The organism is Pedobacter sp. ok626 (genome assembly GCF_900100435.1).
In the GTDB taxonomy this organism is placed as follows: Bacteria; Bacteroidota; Bacteroidia; order Sphingobacteriales; family Sphingobacteriaceae; genus Pedobacter.
In genome coordinates this window covers 1-19,734 of record NZ_FNEX01000005.1, presented here as the reverse complement: position 1 = coordinate 19,734, position 19,734 = coordinate 1, and the positions used below count along the sequence as shown (strand labels likewise).

11 protein-coding genes are annotated in these 19,734 nt (G+C 41.5%); 3 read left to right on the top strand and 8 right to left on the bottom strand.

Features of this window, described 5'->3' with window-relative positions:
* Window positions 1–38 precede the first annotated feature (38 nt).
* From BLS35_RS08420 to BLS35_RS08410, 3 genes are read left to right on the top strand one after another with little or no spacing between them, the layout of a single operon-like run.
* A complete protein-coding gene (locus BLS35_RS08420; RefSeq protein WP_090779801.1) occupies window positions 39–3,488 on the top strand; it encodes a SusC/RagA family TonB-linked outer membrane protein in 3,450 nt (1,149 codons plus the stop codon).
* Window positions 3,489–3,506: 18 nt separating this feature from the next.
* Window positions 3,507–4,976 carry a RagB/SusD family nutrient uptake outer membrane protein gene (locus tag BLS35_RS08415; RefSeq protein WP_090779799.1) on the top strand — a complete coding sequence of 490 codons (1,470 nt, stop codon included), beginning with the start codon at window positions 3,507–3,509 and terminating at the stop codon, window positions 4,974–4,976.
* 2 nt (window positions 4,977–4,978) lie between these two features.
* Window positions 4,979–6,937 (top strand): glycoside hydrolase family 127 protein, encoded by a 1,959-nt coding sequence (locus tag BLS35_RS08410; protein ID WP_207909097.1) that lies wholly within the window; start codon window positions 4,979–4,981, stop codon window positions 6,935–6,937.
* Window positions 6,938–6,941: 4 nt separating this feature from the next.
* On the opposite strand, the gene BLS35_RS08405 is transcribed toward BLS35_RS08410, so the two are convergent.
* The 8 genes from BLS35_RS08405 to BLS35_RS27695 all read right to left on the bottom strand — a co-directional run bounded on the left by BLS35_RS08405 (window position 6,942) and on the right by BLS35_RS27695 (window position 19,524).
* Window positions 6,942–8,213: a polysaccharide pyruvyl transferase family protein gene (locus BLS35_RS08405; protein WP_090779797.1), complete on the bottom strand. Its 1,272-nt coding sequence runs from the start codon at window positions 8,211–8,213 to the stop codon at window positions 6,942–6,944.
* A 16-nt stretch (window positions 8,214–8,229) separates the two neighbouring features.
* Window positions 8,230–9,603 (bottom strand): SGNH/GDSL hydrolase family protein, encoded by a 1,374-nt coding sequence (locus tag BLS35_RS08400; protein ID WP_165973284.1) that lies wholly within the window; start codon window positions 9,601–9,603, stop codon window positions 8,230–8,232.
* A 16-nt stretch (window positions 9,604–9,619) separates the two neighbouring features.
* Window positions 9,620–11,032, bottom strand: a complete 1,413-nt coding sequence (locus BLS35_RS08395; RefSeq protein WP_207909098.1) for an alpha-L-fucosidase — start codon at window positions 11,030–11,032, stop codon at window positions 9,620–9,622.
* 14 nt (window positions 11,033–11,046) lie between these two features.
* Window positions 11,047–14,925 (bottom strand): T9SS type A sorting domain-containing protein, encoded by a 3,879-nt coding sequence (locus tag BLS35_RS08390; protein ID WP_090779792.1) that lies wholly within the window; start codon window positions 14,923–14,925, stop codon window positions 11,047–11,049.
* Window positions 14,926–14,957: 32 nt separating this feature from the next.
* Window positions 14,958–16,877 carry a heparinase II/III family protein gene (locus BLS35_RS08385; protein ID WP_090779789.1) on the bottom strand — a complete coding sequence of 640 codons (1,920 nt, stop codon included), beginning with the start codon at window positions 16,875–16,877 and terminating at the stop codon, window positions 14,958–14,960.
* Window positions 16,878–16,888: 11 nt separating this feature from the next.
* Window positions 16,889–17,782 carry a DUF5017 domain-containing protein gene (locus BLS35_RS08380; RefSeq protein WP_165973285.1) on the bottom strand — a complete coding sequence of 298 codons (894 nt, stop codon included), beginning with the start codon at window positions 17,780–17,782 and terminating at the stop codon, window positions 16,889–16,891.
* Between the two features lie 161 nt (window positions 17,783–17,943).
* Window positions 17,944–19,188 carry a group II intron reverse transcriptase/maturase gene (gene ltrA, locus BLS35_RS08375; protein ID WP_217634945.1) on the bottom strand — a complete coding sequence of 415 codons (1,245 nt, stop codon included), beginning with the start codon at window positions 19,186–19,188 and terminating at the stop codon, window positions 17,944–17,946.
* A gap of 183 nt (window positions 19,189–19,371) precedes the next feature.
* Complete coding sequence (locus BLS35_RS27695) at window positions 19,372–19,524, bottom strand: hypothetical protein (RefSeq protein WP_175459582.1); 153 nt, start codon at window positions 19,522–19,524, stop codon at window positions 19,372–19,374.
* Between the last annotated feature and the right edge of the window lie 210 nt (window positions 19,525–19,734).

Sequence of the window (19,734 nt, the reverse complement as noted above, 5' to 3'; positions counted from 1 at the left end):
TCTTATAGATAACCAAATACTATAAACTGAATTGAATTATGAAGAAATTTCTATTTATTGTTACGCTGTTTACTTGTCTGCTTAGCTTATCCATTTCAAAGGTACAAGCACAGGAACTGGGAAAGCTAACAATGTCTGGTGCAAGTGTTAGCCTTCTGGATATTTTTAATGCCATTAAAAAGCAGACAGGTTATACGGTATTTTATAATAACCGTTTAATAAATGACCAGGACAAAATAAAGGTCAACTTTTCTAAAACAGACCTTAAGGTTGCATTATCAACGATATTACAAGGTAAAGATATCAGCTGGACGCTAAATGATCGATTGATCATTTTAAAAAAAAACCAAGAAACAAACAGTAAGACAATTACCGGTACCCAAAGTTCCAAGATCAAAATTATTGGAACCGTGATGGACAAAGATGATCATTCGGGTATACCTGGGGTTACTGTTAAAGTGAAGAATAGTAGTAGCACCACCACTACAGGTGCTAATGGTTTTTATAACATTGTTACCGACGAGGCCGGAGTAATTACGTTTAGTTCAATGGGCTATCAAACGGTTGAGATAAGTGTTAATACCTCAAAAAACATTAATGTTGAATTGGTCAAAACGAACAATGCATTGAATGAAGTGGTCGTTGTGGGATATGGAACACAACGAAAATCAGATGTGAGTAACTCGGTCTCATCTATGTCATCCAATCAAATTGAAAAACAAGTTACAGGGAATGTCCTAAACACAATGGCAGGTCAGATGTCTGGTGTTGAAGTAAGACAAGGATCAGGTAGACCAGGCGATAATCCTACAATTAGGATCAGAGGTTCTGGCTCCATTAATGCAAGCAACGCGCCTCTTTACGTAATAGATGGGTTACCATTAGAAGATGCAAGCGATATTAATTCTTTAAATCCCAATGATATTGCGACAATTGACGTGCTGAAAGATGCCGCTGCGGCAGCAATTTATGGTTCAAGAGGAGGTAATGGTGTTGTTATTATCACAACAAAAAAAGGAAAGGCTGGGCAGGCAAAATTTGATTTTTCAACCTATACTGGTATTAATTCTGCATCAAAAAGAATAAAAGTGCTTGACAAAGATGAATACATTAAATATCAAATTGAAGGGTACCAAAGTAGCTGGATACAAAGTGGTGGTGACCCCAATATTCCTAATGCCTCCAGACCCACTGCATATCGATATTTAGTAGAATATGACCACCCCGAGAATTTTCCTAACACCGATTGGCAAAGTGAAATAATGAGATCAGCTCCCATCTCTAATTTTCAGCTTGGCGCACAGGGTGGTAGTGATAAGTTTAACTATTATATCTCTGGAAATTATTTTACACAACAAGGTATAATAAAGTCAACTGATATTAGTAAATACAATATGAGGGCAAACTTCAACTCAAAATTAAATAACTATTTAGAAATAGGGCTAAATATCACACCAAGTTATAGCCTTGAAAACCTGAGGGGAACTGATGGGCATTTTAATGGTTCTTTAGGAGATGGCGCCACAATTTTAGCTGCATTAATGATGCCACCAACTGTGCCAGCAAGGTATCCTGACGGCACTTATGGAATGACGCTACAAAGCAATATTTTTGCTCCGGGTAATTCGGCAATTGTTTCACCTTTACAGCCATTGGATGACCCCAATTACGTAAATAATAGAAGCATATTTCGTGTGCAGGGCATTAGTTTCTTAAATTTTAAGCCCTTTAAAAATCTAACTTATAGACTTAGTTTTGGTGGTGATTATCGTATCAATGGAGCAACATTTTATAGACCTTCTACTGTAAGTACAAGCTCGACGGCAGTTTTAACACCTGATAGAAAAGACCCCAACATTGTTAACATTGCTAGTACAGGTTCAAGCAGTTACGGCTATAATTTTAGTTGGGAAAATCAAGTAAACTATACCAAGGCATTTAAAGGAGGACATAATATTAATCTCACCGGTGTGTACTCCGTTCAGAAAAGTAGTAGCAACTCGCTAAATCTTACCGGACAAAGTGGACGTTTTGATAACGATTTAATTCAAAATGTTCAGGGTGCTGCAGTAATCAATGGCACTTATGGAGTTCAACAATGGACACTGTTAAGTTATCTGGCTCGTATTAATTATGATTATAAAAAGAAATACCTGTTAGCAACATCTATCAGAACAGATGGTGCAAGTCGGTTTGCATCTAACAAGAAGTGGGGAACATTTCCCTCTGTATCATTTGGATGGCGTGTTTCTGAAGAAAAGTTCATGAAAAAGATTCCGGTTATTTCAGAGTTAAAAATAAGGTCAAGCTATGGCTCAACTGGTAACTTTAGTATTGGAAACTATGGTTGGCAAAGTCTTCTAACAAGGGCAAATTATAACTTTGGAGCTGGCGACGGAGCCATTGCTCCCGGATACGCAATAAATAATTTTCAAAATGATAACTTAACCTGGGAAACAAACAGGCAATTGGGCATGGGTCTGGAAATTGGCTTGTTTAAAAACAGGTTGTATTTTGTGGCCGATCTTTATAGGAGACTAACCAAAGACTTACTATACAATCGCCCAATACCAGGTCTTTCAGGTTTCAATCAATATCTAGGAAACATTGGTAATATCGAAAATAAAGGAATAGAGTTTGAAGTACGGACCCAAAATTTGGTTAATAAATTTAAGTGGAACACAAATTTAAACCTATCTATTAACAGAAATAAAGTATTAAAACTAGGAGATAAAAATGAACCCATTTTAACTACAAGGGAAAATACGGTTACTCAGCTTATCCAGGTTGGCCAACCATTTGCCGTTTTTTATGGCTATAAAACAGATGGCATTTTCAAAGATCAAAATGATGTTGCTGCGCATCCTGATCAGAAATTCACATCAGCATCAGGTCCTGGGGATACTAAGTTTGTTGATACTAATCGCGATGGTGTAATAACAGACGCTGATAGGGTGATTTTAGGTAATCCAACACCTGACTTTTCTTATGGCATCACCAATGATTTTTCTTACAAGGCTTTTGATTTAAGTATTCAAATCCAGGGCGTTCAAGGGGGTGACATTTATTTTTTAGGGTCACGCTTTATCGGGACACAAAGCCTTGCGCAAAATCAACTTGAAGGAGCAATTCTAAATCGATGGAAATCTCCTTCGGATCCCGGCAATGGAAATTATCCAAGAGCGGGAACGACACCGTCAATTGGTCTGGTTCCTTCCAATATTCAACGTTACTTATATGACGGCAGTTATCTTCGGATAAGAAATGTATCACTTGGGTATACTGTAAAGCCCGAATTACTTAAAAAGTTCGGTTTTAGAAGCGTTAGAATTTATGCAACCGGACAAAATCTGGTTACATTCACTAAGTACATTGGATACAATCCTGAAGTTAATCAATTTGGCGAAAGTGTTACCAGTATAGGGATCGATTATGGATCATACCCACTCAATCGCTCATTTATCTTTGGGGCTAATTTATCATTTTAACATTTCGATAATTACATTATGAAAAAGACTTTATCTTTAATCACAATATGCTGTTTGTTTTCCTTAGGCTGTGGGAAAAATTTTATTGAATTAAACCCAATTACCTCAGGTTCGACAAATGATTTTTATAAAACAGTTCAAGACATAACCAATGCCGTTAATGCTACTTATTCGAGTTTGCAAACAGCTAGCTCTTCTGATTACATTGTGGGAGATATCCCGACAGACGATTCCTTTGCAGATGCGGCCAGCTGCCTTGTAGGCCATTGCGACTTTGACTTATTTAATGTTATACCGGTCGGAACTACATCTGCTGGAGTCTTAAATACACGTTGGACAGCCTTATATAAGGGCATTAGTCGGGCCAACATTGTCCTTAGCCGAATTGATCCTGTAGCTTTTGGAGATCAAGCTGTAAAAAACAGATTGAAGGGTGAGGTTAAATTTTTACGTGCCTATTTCTATTATTCCTTAGTAACTACATTTGGTGATGTTCCATTAATTACTAAAGAGTTGCAAACTCCAGAAGAAACCTATGAATATGGGCGAGCACCTAAAATAAAAATATATGAGCAAATTGAAACTGACTTAAAAGAGGCCTTTGATTTGCTCCCTCCTACTTACGCCGCTGCTGATATAGGTAGAGCAACGAAATGGGCTGCTGAAGGTTTACTGGCACGGGTTCTTATGTTTCAGCGGAAGTTTAGTGATGCAAAACCTTATCTTAAAGATATAATTGACAAAACCACTTCTCTTTACGGATTTCTACCCAACTATTCAGATGTATTTAGATATAATAATGGAAATAATAAGGAAATCATTTTTGCAATTCAATATACCAGGGGCTTATCTCCAAGTCAAGGCAATGCCGCTCATGCCTATTTTGCACCTACTGGAAATTTCGTACAACCAATTGGTGGTGCAGGGTATAATGTCCCAACGACTGATTTATATAACGAATTTGAACCCGGTGATGCCCGGAAGAACAGCACAATGGCCTTAACTATAACAGTAGGAACCACAATAACCAGCAGACCTCATGTAAGAAAGTTTTTAGACCAGGGTATAATTCAAGGATTCGACACCAGTGTAGATTTTCCGGTTCTTAGGTATTCCGATATTCTTTTAATGTATGCGGAATGTCAAAACGAAACTGGAGCAACTGGCGATGGGGTTATATACTTAAATAAAGTACGAACTACTGTCAGAACAAACTTACCTCCTAAACTATTAACAATTAACCAACAAGACTTGCGCACTGCAATAGAAAAGGAAAGGAGAATTGAATTTGCCTTCGAAGGATTACATTTTTTTGATTTGGTAAGGACTAATCGTCTTATCCCGGTAATGAATGCTTACTTTTTGAAGAATGAAATAAAAAATCAAGGAGTGCTTGTTCAGATAGATGATCATAATACTGTATTCCCAATTCCTCAACAGCAAATTGATACTAATCCTGATAAGATTACTCAGAATACCGGATACTAAATATGATAGATAATTGTGAGCATAGCACGATGTATACCCCGAAAATGAAAATTACCTGCTTAGTTTTTGCTTTGATATTCTTCAAAATAACGCTTTCAGCACAAGCTCAAAATAACTTCCCCGTCAAAGACGTTTTACGCTTAACGGAAAAAGTAAATATGAGTGGTTATCTGGCTCATAAATTAGATGAATCTATAAATAACCGCATTCTGGCACAAGATGTAGATCGACTAATTGAGCCATTTAAGCTTGAAAACAGAAAGGAAAGCAGGTTATGGCAAAGCGAGTTTTGGGGTAAATGGTTTACGTCGGCAGTTCTGGCCTATAAATATAAAGCCGACAACAGGCTAAAAAAGACACTTGAATACGCTGCAGAAAGCTTATTAGCCACGCAAAGTCCAGATGGCTATATTGGAAATTACGCGAAGGACAAGCGACTGCAACAATGGGATATTTGGGGCCAGAAATATTGTATGCTAGGCTTGCTCGCTTATTATGACCTTACTAAAAATAAAAAGGTGCTTATTGGGGCTGTGCGTCTAGCAGACTATCTGATTGCTGAGCTGAATCGACAAGGAGGAGTAATCGTTACACAGGGCAATTACAGGGGAATGGCTGCCTCTTCGGTACTCGAACCCATTTGTATGTTGTATAAGTACACCAATGATAAAAAGTATCTGGATTTTGCAAAAGAGATTGTCAGACAATGGGAGACAGCGCAAGGTCCTCAGTTATTAAGTAAATCTCAGATAGATGTAAGTGAACGGTTTTCAAAACCAAAGAGTTGGTATAGTTTTGAGCAGGGACAAAAGGCCTATGAGATGATGTCGTGCTATGAAGGGCTTCTGGAACTTTACCGGTTGACAGGAGATGTTACTTATAAATATGCGGTGGAAAATACCTGGGAGAATATCCGTAAAACTGAAATTAATATTGCCGGTTCAGGCGCCTCAACAGAAATGTGGTTTGGAGGTAAGGCAGCACAAAGTTTCCCAATTAATCATTACCAGGAAACTTGTGTTACGGTAACCTGGCTCAAATTAACTCATCAATTACTCCGGCTAACTGGAGAATCCAAATATGCCGATGAAGCAGAGAAAACCTATTATAATGCCTTATTAGGTGCCATGAGTGCCGATGCTGCAGTTTGGGCAAAGTACACACCATTGAATGGGCAACGGCTACCAGGGAGTGAACAATGTGGAATGGGATTGAACTGCTGTGAAGCCAGCGGACCCAGAGGATTATTTAACTTACCAGCCTATATTGTAACGGAGCGGAATGAGGGGCTACAGATCAATTACTTTGCTGAAGGCATATACAATGCAAAAAGTCCAACCAACCAAAAGGTAACGATCTTACAGCGTACGGATTACCCTCAATCCGGACAGACTCACATAAGTCTTGAGATGATTAAACCTGAGGCATTTGAAATCACTATTCGCATACCAAAATGGAGTAAAAGAACTACTTTAGCTATAAATGGCGAAAATATTGATAGTTCGCAATTTGGCCAATTGGCTAAAATTAAGCGCATTTGGAAATCAGGAGACCAGATTTCTTTAAAATTGGATATGCGCGGTCGTGTTATAGAAAGCGATAGCTTCCCGAAAAGTTTTGCTATTATGACTGGCCCTATTGTTTTGACCAGAGATGCCAGACTTGAAGAAGAGGGTGTCGAATCCGTTTTAAAACCCGTTATTGGTAAGGACGGCTACATAGCGCTTACAAGATCAGCTAGCCGTCCTGGAGGGTATTTTATGACGTTTGAGGCCAACTTTATTCCTGAATCCTATACAGAGTATCCCAAGGCGCCTATATCCGTATCTCTTTGTGATTATGCGTCGGCAGGAAACGGGCAGAAGCGTTCTTTTTACAAGGTATGGATGCCTCAGTTGGTTAACCCAAAAGAAGACTCTTTTAAAAAGAAACTATCCATCCTGCCTAATGTCACCTTTTAAATTTTCAAATAGAATCTATAATTTTATGGATTGAGTCTTTTTGTCTCTTTGTTACAAACTCCTTTGCCTTCGCCAACTTCTTTAATGCTTTGGGATAATCTCCATGAATTTCCATCAGTGCATCACCAATCTGGTTCCCACTGGTAAAATCAATTTCAAAAAGCCATTCTGCCAAACCAATGTCTGCCCACATCTGCCCCTTTCGGGTATCCGTTGGCTGTCTAAGGTGAATTGCAGGAACATTTGATGAAAAGGCAATGATTGGCGAATGCATTTCGAAACTGATCAGTGCTCTGGCCTGGCCATAAACCGATTGTGCTTCGTCGGGAATCCAGTAAGTATCTCGCCACACTACCTGTTTCTTCACATCTTCAGGAAGTGGATCTACCAATATTTCTTTGGCTAGCCCTACCTGGTAAATGACTTCAGGACAAGCTAAAATCTTTAATCCGGTTTCCCGCACCCATCTGATCATGACCTCACGAAGTTTTACATGATCCATCTCATTATAATACTGTGAAATCATATATTTCTTTTCATCCTCTTCCGTTGGCTTCGTCCCCTTCATTTTCCAGTATGGGGTATACCGAAGTCGGGGAATCACACAGATAAATTCTCCTTTTTTCAGACCTACCCTATTCAGATAATCAGTTGCAAGCTGATCATTTCTAAGATTAATCGCAAAAGTTGCATCCGGGGCAAACTCTGTTACCGGGCATTTTGATTTTAAAGACTTTAGATAGTCCAACGAAGCGGTATCTCTGCAATATATAAAGGAAGCCTTGTTGATTAAATCTATAGATGCCGCATCACCATCCACCAGCGAAATTCCGTACATGCCAAAAGGCTTAGCAGTTTGTTTATGCCATGCAGCCAGGTCTTGAGGGACTACAATCCAAGGGCCCGAGCCATGCACCATAATGTCGCATGTTTCAAACGCCTGCCTCAGTTCCGGGGTAGTAGGTTTACCAGCGGCATCAATTTTTCCAGGAGCAAGTTTTAATTGACTAAAACTCTTCTTGAGCAACTCATCCACTCCATTCTCCAGATTATTTGGCCAAAGCGTGACCTCTGCCCCGGGCAGATAGGTGTTAAACAGCTCCATATTCCCAAAAGTGTGGCCTATATCGCCGATATTTACCGTTTGCCATGATGAGCGTAATAAGATTTTGGCATTAGGTTTAATGGTACCACTACTGATAGCCCCCATAAGCGGTGCAGCAATAGGAAGCGCAGCAAAGGCCGCCAAATCTTTTATAAATTTCCTTCTTTCCATCTTCAATCGTATTGGTCTAGGGCTTTTTCTCAATTTTAAAAACGTGGGGCTTTGGCTGGTTTACTTCGTAAATAGCCGCAGCGAGCACAGGTAATTTTTTCAAGACTTCCCCTTCCTCATTCTTTTTTAAAATGTAGTTTTTAAACTGCTTTTGATAATATTCATAATGTCCCCCATCCTTCAAAGATTCTAGTCTTTTATTCAGATATTGCTCCACTAGAGTCAGATCTGATTGGTCTTTGAGGCCGGAAAGCTGATTAAATTCAACAAAGCGAAGATTACGAATCGCTGATTCTGTATCCCTATATTTTACACAAGCATCCATCACTTTTATGGACTGCTGATATTGGGGTGTATTTTGATATAGCGAAAGATTAATTCCGGTAGAAAATGCTTCATCAGTAAAGGAGGCAATTAAAACATCGTCAATAAAAAGATTGTAGTCTCCCCGTTCTAAACTTTTTACCTGCAGCAATGAAATATTGAATTCGTCATTAAAGGGCAGCCATTTAAGAGCCTTTTTTGCAGATTCTTTGACCGGACATGGCAGACTCTTTTCAAGACATTCGAAAGTCAGCACCTTATTTTTATTGGATTGCTTTTTTATTTCTGCATTAAAGCTAGCCTTTTGCGAGGCAGCCAAGTCGTTCCCAATTACCAGTTTCGAGACATATTGAGGGGCTTTTGTATCCTTTAAAAACTGGTAAGCCATTACAAAATGACCTACGGACAATGGATGTACCCTATCTTTACCGATAATGGTAAACGCAGGATCTTTTGCCTGTTCTTCTTTATTGATACGGAGCAAAACAGTCTGGAAGTCTACCAAACCAGTTTGATATTTTTCCGAAAGGGAATGCATTTGTTCAGCACAACGTTGTAAAGCATCATTAACGCCATACAGATTAGGTGTCTCTAGAACTGCTGTCTGATCATAAACTGAAGGTTTAAGCAGAATCACATTTCCTACACGTTTTTTTAAAATGCTTACTGCCGCATCTGTATTATTGTTATAATCCGTCAATGCCTTTTGCTTCAATTCCTCGTTAACATCTTTCTTTCCATAAAGATCCCGCTTCACATCGTTCATGCCGATCATCATCACAGCATGAGTAGGCTCGTGGATGAGGATATCCTTATCCATCCTCTTTAAGATTCCGCCAGCTACATCGCCGGAAATGCCACAATTGAAAAAATGGATTTTTTCATTCGGGAACCGTGTGGCATAGTACATCCACAGATCATTGTAATATTCGCCGTTATTGGTGATGCTGTTACCGACAAAGCAAACCTTACTCCCATTAGGGAAAAGTGGTTTATTGGCCTCTTGAGTAAATCCGTTTAGGGTCTGGATAATCAGTCCAAGAGTCAGAATTATTTTATATCTCATATACATTGACAATAGGCTAATTAAAATTCTCTACTTTAAAAACCCATGCGTATTCGCATGGCATTGTGTCTGGATTTAAAGTGGGTACTTGTATGCTTAATTGATCTCCAGTAATAACCGCTTTCAGGGAAGCTTTGGAGCCCAATAAAGTCACTTTACCTGCTTTTTTAACCGCGCCGATGATCAGATCAGTCTGTGGCCATTTTTTACAGATCACATAAAGATCTTTTCCTTTTTGAGTGTAAAAAACAGTTTGTTCCTTACTATGCTGAGGTCTCCTGGCCCATGAAGAAGTCCCATATATGGCTTCTCCATTCACCTTCAACCAGCTGCCCATGTCCAACAACCGCTCCTGCATAATTACCGGAATAAGTCCATTGGCATCAGGTCCAATATTGAGCAAAAGATTGCCTCCGTTACTCACTTTATCGATCAGCAAATCGATCAACTGTTTACTTGTATAATAATGATCTAAGGTTTCAAATCGGTTAAAGCCATAGGAAGTTCCGATTCCACGGCTCTCCTCCCATGGATGCTCAGCTTTTTCTCCTATTCCTTTCGCATCATGCACCAGGTCATATTCAGTTGTATAATAGCCTCCATGCTTACTACGTGTTTCTTTTCCCCAGCGGTCATTAACCACAACTGTCTTTTTTACTGCAGATTCATTATATAACCAGGACAAAAACTTAGTGCTTTTAAGTTTTCCGGATTCATAATCCCATTCCCCATCGGCAAAGATCACCTCTGGCTTATAGCGGTTAACCAGATCTTTCATCTGAGGCAACATATGGTTATCCACATAGTTATCAACAGTCTGAGGTTTATAAAGTGGATTAGTCCATTCTAGCAGGGAATAATAGAATCCCATCTTTAATCCCTTAGCTTTAACGGCCTCAGTAAGCTCACCTGCAATATCACGACGCGGCCCAACATCAACACTGTTCCATTTATTGCTTTCGGCACTAGGCCATAAACAAAATCCATCGTGGTGTTTGGAAGTCAGTACCACATATTTTGCCCCTGATTTAACGAAAAGCTCAGCCCATTCATTAGGATTAAAATATTCCGCCTTAAACATTGCTGCGAAATCACTGTATTTAAACCCTTCACCATAAAACTTCCGGTGATGTGCAGTAAATAATTTATTGCCCTGTATCAACCTGTTCTCATAATGTTCGGCATATTTTTCATAAACTCCTTTAACTTCATTAACCGGTGCATAGGCAGGTACAGAGTAAAGGCCCCAGTGAATAAATATGCCAAATTTAGCATCAGTCCACCAGCCCGGAGTTTCTCTTTTATCCAGCGATTGCCATTCAGGCTGATAGGTTTGAGCGAAGATCTTGCTGCATATGGTCATCAGAAATAATGACATGGCCAATGCGATATAAAATGTGTGATTTCGGTTATTTTCTGATCTTTCCATTTATTTTCCTGTAATTAATCTGTAATTACTATTTTAATATGTTTTGTATTTTGTGAGGTAATAAGTCGTACAAAATAGACTCCTGCTGGAAGGAGTTTTCTGTCAAACTCAAAAATGTGGGACTGCTGCCCTTTTACTTTGCCTTCAAATAGTCCTTGCACCCTGTTTCCCATTATGTTGTAAACATTTAAAGTCACTTTTTCCTGGTCTAAAGGCAGGTTGAAAGCTACTGTTGTTTGATTTTTAAAAGGATTGGGATAGGCTGTCAGGTTTACCTTCGGTACAGGAGCAGGCTTGCTTTTTAAATCGCTAGCCTGAATTTGTTTCACTGATGCCGCGGTAGTCGCAGTAGTGTCTTCCAACAAAACCCAATCGCTTTCTGTTCCGTAACAGCTGCGCCTTACCTGATACTCGTAAGTTTTTTCCGGATCCAGATTGATCAGCAAAGCCGAGGTGCCAAAAATGTTATGGTAGTATTTCCAATCGGCCTCCCCCGTGCCTTTATAGCGCACATCATAATTGATAGCAGTTGCAGCAGCATTCCAACTAAGCGTTGCTGTGGTATCGGAAGTAGCGGTAACCACTACATTCGTCGGTACGCCGCAGGAGTCAGGGCTAACACAGTTAACAGAACTGGCTTTTAGAAGTATGACCGAACTATAGGGTGTTAAAGTTAAAGTTCCGCAGTAAGCCTGGTTTTTAACATCAATAAACGAACCTGTCGGTAAGCTGAAACTTTGATTTGTAGAAGTCGGGTTGCAGTAAAACTTAATGACGTCTGAGGGTATAGTCCCGGATGGATATTTTAAAGGCGAAGCGACTGTACCACTGATTTGCGAAGCGGCGGCTTCCCATTCATATACTGAATTGTAGCGGATATTTGGACTGCTGCTACCTTCTTTATAATTAAAGCGAATGGTTTTGTCATTAAATGGATTGACCACGTAATTATCTTTGAACGTACCAATTTCAGCATAGGTATGGTCAGGACAGTTGCCCAATAGTACATTGTGTGTAACTGCAGGATCATTGGTCACCAATATATTTCCCCGGACTTCAGTCTCTGGCACCACGGTAGGAACATGGAGTCGCATTTCCGAAAGGGCACTCTGGAAAGAGGTATTTTCGTAAAATTTATTACCCCCTTGCAATAAATGTCCGTAAAGGCCATAGCCGTTCACATAAGCGACAGTATTGTTCCTCACAGTAACCCCTTCAGATAAGTTATCCAGATATATACCGCTGGACAGGCTCGCTACAGGAGCGCCCAGATACTCACCAATACTGTTTGTAATGATGTTTTCTTCAATTATAGTTCCGTTGGTCTTATTGATATTGTCATTGGTATAAATCCCACCGTTATCGTTTAGCAACAGTACAACACTGTCGATTACATTTCTCTGGATGAGGTTGTTGACCCCAGCAGAGATGATCCCTGAATAGCCTGTTTTCGCTACTTTATTATAGGAAACGGTAGAGTTGGCGGAATTACAGTCTATGCCTGCGAAAGTTTTCCCCTTCCCGTAGGCCGCGTTTCCGATGTTGGTGATCTCGTTATGGCTGATGGTAATCTGGTCGCTATTTGCCTGGCTATAGATTCCGCTCCAGTTCACATGGGATATGCTGGAATTTTGTATGCTTGCCCGGCTGCTGTTGCCTAGTATAATTCCGTCGCCACCGGAATAGGAAATGTCTACAGCGTCTATCATTGCGCCAGTCGTTTTGTTTAGCAGTAAGGCCAGTTTGCCAGCATATTGAATGTCCAGGTTTTTGAGCCTAAGCTGATTGACCGTGTCGGCCTGTATGACTATATCTTCCCTGGCATACGAATAACTGTTCAGGTTTGGGTCGGAAGTGGCATATACATAAATTGTACCAGTTGATGGTTTATATGCCCATTCCCCTTCCTGGTCTATGGCTTTCAGGTCGTTTACAAAAAAGTAGCCAAAACCGTTTTTAATGCCGATGTCAACCGGATCAGGAAAGGTTATCGTAGTTCCACTATGCGCGGTTACCATACTGCGGATCAGCCGGAAAGGGTACGACCTTAAAACGAATTCAGCGCCGGTCCAGTTTGGTGTGCCTGAAAGTTCATTATCTGTGATCTGTGTATTTCCGGAAAAGGATTCGAAGTTTAAATATCCGTGATTTACGTCAGGATTAGGGTAACGGCTAATGGGGAGCAAGTCGTTTCCTTTTATCAGCGACCTTATTTCAGCCGGGGCTGCAGGGCTAAATGTAGTTTGCCAAATATTCCCTCCGTAAAGTGTCCAGGCGGTACTTATAGGCGCCGAACCACTGATGACAGGTTTTGCTCCTGTTCCATAAGCATCAATATAAAGATTAGCGGTATACTTGATCAGTAATTTACCGTTAAAGGTATCTCCTCTTCTGAACAGAATGGAGTCTCCTGTATTGAAAACCTGGGCATTTACTTTGTTCAGGGTTTTCCAGGCAGTTGCCGTTGTTTTCCCGTCGGCAATGTCACTGCCGTCTGCGGCAACATAATAGGTACTGCTGACTGGCAACAGTGCGCCCAGGGCAAACCAGCCCAGGGTGGTATAGCTGCTTACTGGGGAGTTTATACTTGTGAATGTGTTTGAACCTGCTCCGAGACTGTTATAGGTTCCATTTAATGATGCTGATTTGGCTATTCTCGCGTCAACTGCCGATCCAGGGATGGAATCATCTGGTTGAGTGTCAATCGTTATTTTTGTGAAGTTGTTGATTGTGCCACTGAACACACTCCCTTCCCATACCCTTTGGTTTGAAAGTGCAGTAAGACCAGATCCGGTTAGAGGGCTGCCCGGCGCACCTACGGCAAACCTGACGATTAATGTGCCCGATAAAGCGGAGAGACCTGTTAGAGTCACTTTCCTGTTTTGACCGTTAGCCCCCACAGGGAATACCCTTGTGGTTGCTGTTGTTCCGACGGCCATCGCCAGTCCCCCATTTATGTAGCTGGTTGCGTTACCAGCAGTATTCGTATTGTTCACATGGTTACAAATGATGGTTTTACCCGCTGGCAAATTGATGACACCTGAAGTCAGTACCAATGCAGAACTGGAGGAACGTAAAGTTACATTGTCATTGAGCAGGAGTCCGGCGGGATTGTTGATGGTTATCCGGAATAAGGACCTGGATACAGGCATTTCATTTCCCTCTGAAATGCTTGCCGGGCTTATTAAGGGGTTGTGTACATAGGCGAGATAAAGCGATGCTGTTGCACCAAGGGTGTAAGTGCTGGCAAGTGCTGCAGTCTGGGACCGCTGGATGATACATTGGGCAGATGCTGTGCCATTTCCTACGACTGTATTGTTCAGTGTTAAATTGGTACCATTGGTAAAGGTGCCGTCATTGAGCAGAAGCGTATTCGATATACTGACCGCGGCGTTTAGAACAACACCACTTGTATTGTCTATGGTTAACTGACGGATAATGTTAAAATTTCCTGAACCGCTGATGCTGGTTTGAGCAGCCGCACTCCCGAGTTTCAGGATGCTTCCGGTCCTTGAAAATTCAATAGATCCGTTATTGGTCAAATGCCCGTTTACAGTTACACTTTTGCCGGTTGTGCCGTTAAAAGCATCCAGTTTTCCACCGCTGTTAATGAGCAGGTAGCCGTTGATCAGCAGTACTCCCGATCCGGAAGCAAAATTTAATGTTCCTGTAATCTCAAGGCTTTTTACTGTGACGCTCCCGCTCAGGTTTATGGTTATGGTACTTCCGGCAACGATTTTTACGCTATCGGTACTTAAGGGTACAATTCCTCCGGCCCAACTCGATGGGGCATTCCAGTTTCCCCCGTTTGAAGTTGAATTCACAACAGCTGGTTTTGCGGAGTTACTCCATAGCAGAAAGACGATAACGAATAACAGATATGGATTTTTCATAACCAGGTTGTAAGAATCAGCATAGTCACAATTTATCTGATTGGTTTAAAGGTCATCGAAATTGTCCCCTCCTTAACTGAGTTGATTAGCCGGATCGCTAGTCGGGTATAAGGCTTAGCCCCTTCAGATAACTCTTCGCTTTTAATTTCAAAATTATTTTTACTCTCTATGGTAACTAATAACTTATCTTTCTTACCGGTAATTTCGATTTGACGAGGATTGATCTGCTTCCAGTTGCCCCTTGTTATTAAGGCCGTCTCATAGGCTTGATTGCTATCAAAGATGAAATTATCTTTAACAGTCAAAAATTCCCCCGGCTTGCGGTTGTAGGTAAACTCCCTTTCCAGTTTTTTCAATTCCTTTACCGGGTAAGCAGAAGCAATGTCCATCACCAGTTTATCCTGGTCGTCGCTAAAGCTAGTACTGATGACATTGGCTTTTGCCGCAGCGCCGGGTATTTGCTCCTTACCCGCAACGAGCGGTACCGGATGCCCATAAGAAGCAATGGTCTTATAGGTATACCTTTCTGGCCCAAATGTTTTAGAGGTATAAGGAATAATCCCAGGATCCCCCATCAATACTTCATCTCCAATCACAATAGAGAACGAGCCAATATCATTGTGGTTATGGTGTTCGTTATTGTTGCCGCCTTTAATGGCAGCGCCCATATCTAGATCTGAGTTTTGCCCGGGGCGCACCGTAAGTACCCCCGCCTGGTCAAAGTAAGACCTCAGTTCAGTGCCCTTGGTATTTACGGTCACTTTTGCAGAAGATATTGTTTCGGGAAAAACGGCAAGGATACTTTCAGCCAGATCTGTGGTACGTCCTTCAAAAGCACTTTTCTTAAAGCTTGAAATATCTATTCCAAGATTCCGATTTACATAATAAAGAATAAAAGCGGAAGGTTGAGTATATGGTCGGCAATCACCAATTGAAGGAAAAACATCATGGATAATTACCGTTTTAGGAAGAAATTCTGCAATCAATTTTACCTTAGGATCTGCAAACAAGTCAATCTTGCCATTGGTGCTTTTGTATACCGATTCACGTAAAAGCACAAAGTGCCCAAAACCATAATTGTAATAACCCAAACCTTCAGTACAATAGCCATCGGGCAGAAAACCATGAATGCCATTCTTATGATAGCGCTCTGCAATGGCGATAAATTTAGCCCTTTCAGTCTTATCATCAATCACGGTTTCGGCAGCGCCAACCGTTCCGGAAAGACAAACCGCATTAAAGTTATTGGTATTCGTTAAAAAGAAATTATCCTTGTTGCCGGTTTCAACTGAGTTTAAGACAGGATCGAAGACCCGCAGCTGCAAGGCTTTGATCGCTTCCGCTTTAACTTTTGGATCGATCTTGTCAGCCAGTAAATATAAGGCCTGCGCGATATGCCGGGCATAACTTACGGCAGATAGCTCAACCAGATATTTTTTCCCCTCAAAGTTTACTTTATCATAATCATGGGTTGGATTTACCCACGATTTCTGACGGCACAATTCGAGTATTGCATTTTCAGCTGCCTTGGTGTATTTTCCCTGGTCGGTAAGGCATTCTGCAAAGACATACTGTGTTAGCCATAACAATCGCTTTTGAAGCATGTTCTTTCCCGGAACAGATGTCCCTTTTGTCCAATAAGCGAGATAGTCTGAATCGCTCCAGGCCGGAAACGGTTCCTTTAATGAACTATCGGCAGTTTTGAGCAGTTTAGCGTATTTCCCAGTTTTAAATAGTCTGTCCCACTCTTTACGATTTTTATACGTTTCCCCAAACCCAGAAGGTTTTTCCGGTAACATCGCTGCAATTTGCTTAACCCTTTGCATATCCAAGGGCTGCAGTAGCACTACTGGCTTAGAATTGTCATAGACATCATTTTTAGGGGCTTGCCCTTTTACCAGACCTCCTCCTATCAGGAGCAAAAAGAGCGTAGCTTTCTTGAATAATTCCATCCTCAATTTTTTTATTGGGTTATTGTAATTTCAAATTCCCTGACAACTTGTTTATTACCATCAATATTATTGTTAAAGCCAACTAAAGTTACTTTATAAACACCAGGGTTTTTATACACATAACTATAATTGGTTAATCTGCGTCCTGCGATATTCTGTATTGATAATCCGAAATCAGCAACTTCTTTTGTTGCCTTTAAATTTAAAGGCCCTGTAACCAGCCAATCTTCATTATCTGGCGAGTTTGCAGCACCACCATTCATTCTTAATTCTGTTGCCGAAACAGCCCAGGCCGCTGCAGGATTTTTAAAGTTATAGGATGTCCATGGTCCAGAAGCTAATGAGACAAGCGGCACTGATGTCTTGTCGGGAAACAAATTACTGATAGAAAAAGCACGGACAACCCAGGTAGGTTGCGCGACTGTGGGTTTCATTACCGCCTCATATTTAAATGCCAAGGCAAAGGGAGTACCTTCTGTAGCATATGTACTCAGATCAACGATTCCTGATACAGTACTGGTGGAATTGACGGCCAGGGTTACCTGATCACTGATATCCGTCCAACTGCTAGCCACTAAATTTTCAGGAGTGCTTCCCAGCAGATTTTTGGTAACCAAAACTTTAAGGGAATTGGCTTGTGCTACTCCCGCAAGCGCAGTTGTAAACTGCAGCTGTGGAATTCCACGCTCAATCGTCACCGCATCTTTATTTGCATATCTGAAGCCACGCTCCCCGGAATAGAAAACAATATTTTCTACTTCGCCAGAGAAGTTAAACCTCACCGTATCATCCACTTTATATTGAAGCTTGCTCAACTGGACTTCGAACTCAGGTTGGGAAACATCCATTTTTTTGCAGGAAACAAATAGCAACACAGCAAAAAATAGCATATATATACATTTCATAATTTGAAGATTGTTAAGTAAACCCAGGCATTTCAGCCTGAGATTCTCATAGATCCGTACGTGATGGTCTCCCATCATACGGCTCTTATTATCCAACCATTGACTTCGTGTCAAGCATCCCGCGTGCGAAGGTTGGACTTGGATTTCTCTGTTAGTTGCCATCATCTCGGTGTTACTCCGATCTCCCAGTGTAGGAATAAGGATGGTTGTCTAACTGATAGTCCTTTAAGCCACATTATGGCTTTCAGCAAGCTCGTTCGGAGCTTCTTGTACTTGCGACGTGCCCAGCGGGCAATCATTAAGTTTACTCTTGTCATAAAGTCCTTTAATTCTGTTCGGTAAAACTTACCGTAGTAATTGATCCAGCCTCTCAAAACAGGATTGATAGCTTTCGCTATGTCTTCGATCTGTACATCTGATGCCCGAAGTATCGTCCAGCTTTTCATCTTCTCAGTCATAGATTGTTTCGATTTCCTGCTTACTGCGGGCAGCCAGTTACTGAAAGTTTCCTTGCGTCCGCTGTGTTGAGCTTGCCTCGGCCTGAATGTATAGCCGAGAAAGTCGAACTCGGCGTAGGGTGAGTTTTGCCTTCTGTTACTGTCCTTGCAGTACACGATCTTGGTCTTCTCAGGATGCATTTCCAGTCCACATTCCTGCATTCTTTCTGCTAATAATTGCAATAGCCTTTCGGCCTTTGGCCTACTTGCGCAATGGATCACACTATCATCTGCGTAACGTTCAAACGGGCAGTCAGGATGGTTCCTGCTTAGCCATAAGTCCATCACGTAATGCAGGTAGAGGTTAGCCAGTAGTGGCCCGATTACCGATCCTTGCGGAACGCCTTTCGTTCTTGCCACTATGGTTCCATCCTCCAGTTGTAATGGAGCAACCAGCCATCTTTCGATGTATAGCAGCACCCATTTGATGTCGGTGTGTTTCCTCACTGCTTTCATTAGCAACTCATGCGGAATGTTGTCAAAGTAACCGCGGATGTCCATGTCTATCACCCAATCAAACTTCCAGCAGCGCTTACGGGCTTGCTCTAGTGCCTGATGGGCTGATTTGTTTGGACGGTAGCCGTAACTGTCTTCATGGAAGATCTTGTCCATGGCCTTTTCCAGCAGGTCTTTTACTACGGTCTGACCCACTCGGTCTACTATCGTAGGAATGCCCAGCGGTCTTTTACCGCCACCTTTCTTTGGGATTTCTACCAACTTCACCGCACAGGGCATGTAACTGCCGGAACTCATCTGGTTCCACAGTTTATACAGATGGTTTGCTTTGTCTAGCTCAAAGTCTTGTAAACTCATCTGATCCACACCTCCGCTGCCTTTATTGGCTTTTACCTTTAAATAAGCATTCATTACTTCTAGTTTTCCAATTGTAAATGGTTTTGTTTTCTTCATTTCTGTACCTCCTGCCCTTAAGCAGTTTCCTTCTATGTTTTCTAAAACTTGAATAATACGCTCCCTTCCCTCCACATCCATTACAGAGGCCTCATCAGTACTACGAAGAGTTCCGCCCCCGTGAAGCGCATCGGTACTTTCCCTCTTGCTGGCACTCCGGCTTGAGGTTTTCCCTTAACATCGCTACGACAGGTTCGCACGTTCCACATTAAAGCCTGTGTTAAGATCACGCCGTCTATATGCCGGATGCCATAAGGCCAGTAAACAGGTGACTTCCTTATTGATCCCAGGTAGATATTGATCCCCGGTTCTGACATCGTCCAATCCTTTCGACACCTCTTCGATCGGTTCGCTTTCGCTCGTCTTCTTAACACTTACCTGACACCTCTTACGATGCCTTTTCCACTAACGCTCGCCACCGTGACTCTTTACCACAGCAACTTAGTGGTGGTTTGGCTTCGGCACCTGCATGCCGAGCCGAGGGGCCCGCCCTCATCTTTAACGCAGCATTGCTTGTTTCACAACTAGCATTCGTGCCACTCAATA

What these genes read in the sequence shown, in the direction of transcription:
- BLS35_RS08420 (WP_090779801.1), top strand. Translation starts at nt 39, where the DNA reads ATGAAGAAATTTCTATTTATTGTTACGCTGTTTACTTGTCTGCTTAGC.
- BLS35_RS08415 (WP_090779799.1), top strand. Translation starts at nt 3,507, where the DNA reads ATGAAAAAGACTTTATCTTTAATCACAATATGCTGTTTGTTTTCCTTA.
- BLS35_RS08410 (WP_207909097.1), top strand. Translation starts at nt 4,979, where the DNA reads ATGATAGATAATTGTGAGCATAGCACGATGTATACCCCGAAAATGAAA.
- BLS35_RS08405 (WP_090779797.1), bottom strand. Translation starts at nt 8,213, where the DNA reads ATGGAAAGAAGGAAATTTATAAAAGATTTGGCGGCCTTTGCTGCGCTT.
- BLS35_RS08400 (WP_165973284.1), bottom strand. Translation starts at nt 9,603, where the DNA reads ATGAGATATAAAATAATTCTGACTCTTGGACTGATTATCCAGACCCTA.
- BLS35_RS08395 (WP_207909098.1), bottom strand. Translation starts at nt 11,032, where the DNA reads ATGGAAAGATCAGAAAATAACCGAAATCACACATTTTATATCGCATTG.
- BLS35_RS08390 (WP_090779792.1), bottom strand. Translation starts at nt 14,925, where the DNA reads ATGAAAAATCCATATCTGTTATTCGTTATCGTCTTTCTGCTATGGAGT.
- BLS35_RS08385 (WP_090779789.1), bottom strand. Translation starts at nt 16,877, where the DNA reads ATGGAATTATTCAAGAAAGCTACGCTCTTTTTGCTCCTGATAGGAGGA.
- BLS35_RS08380 (WP_165973285.1), bottom strand. Translation starts at nt 17,782, where the DNA reads ATGAAATGTATATATATGCTATTTTTTGCTGTGTTGCTATTTGTTTCC.
- ltrA (WP_217634945.1), bottom strand. Translation starts at nt 19,188, where the DNA reads ATGAAGAAAACAAAACCATTTACAATTGGAAAACTAGAAGTAATGAAT.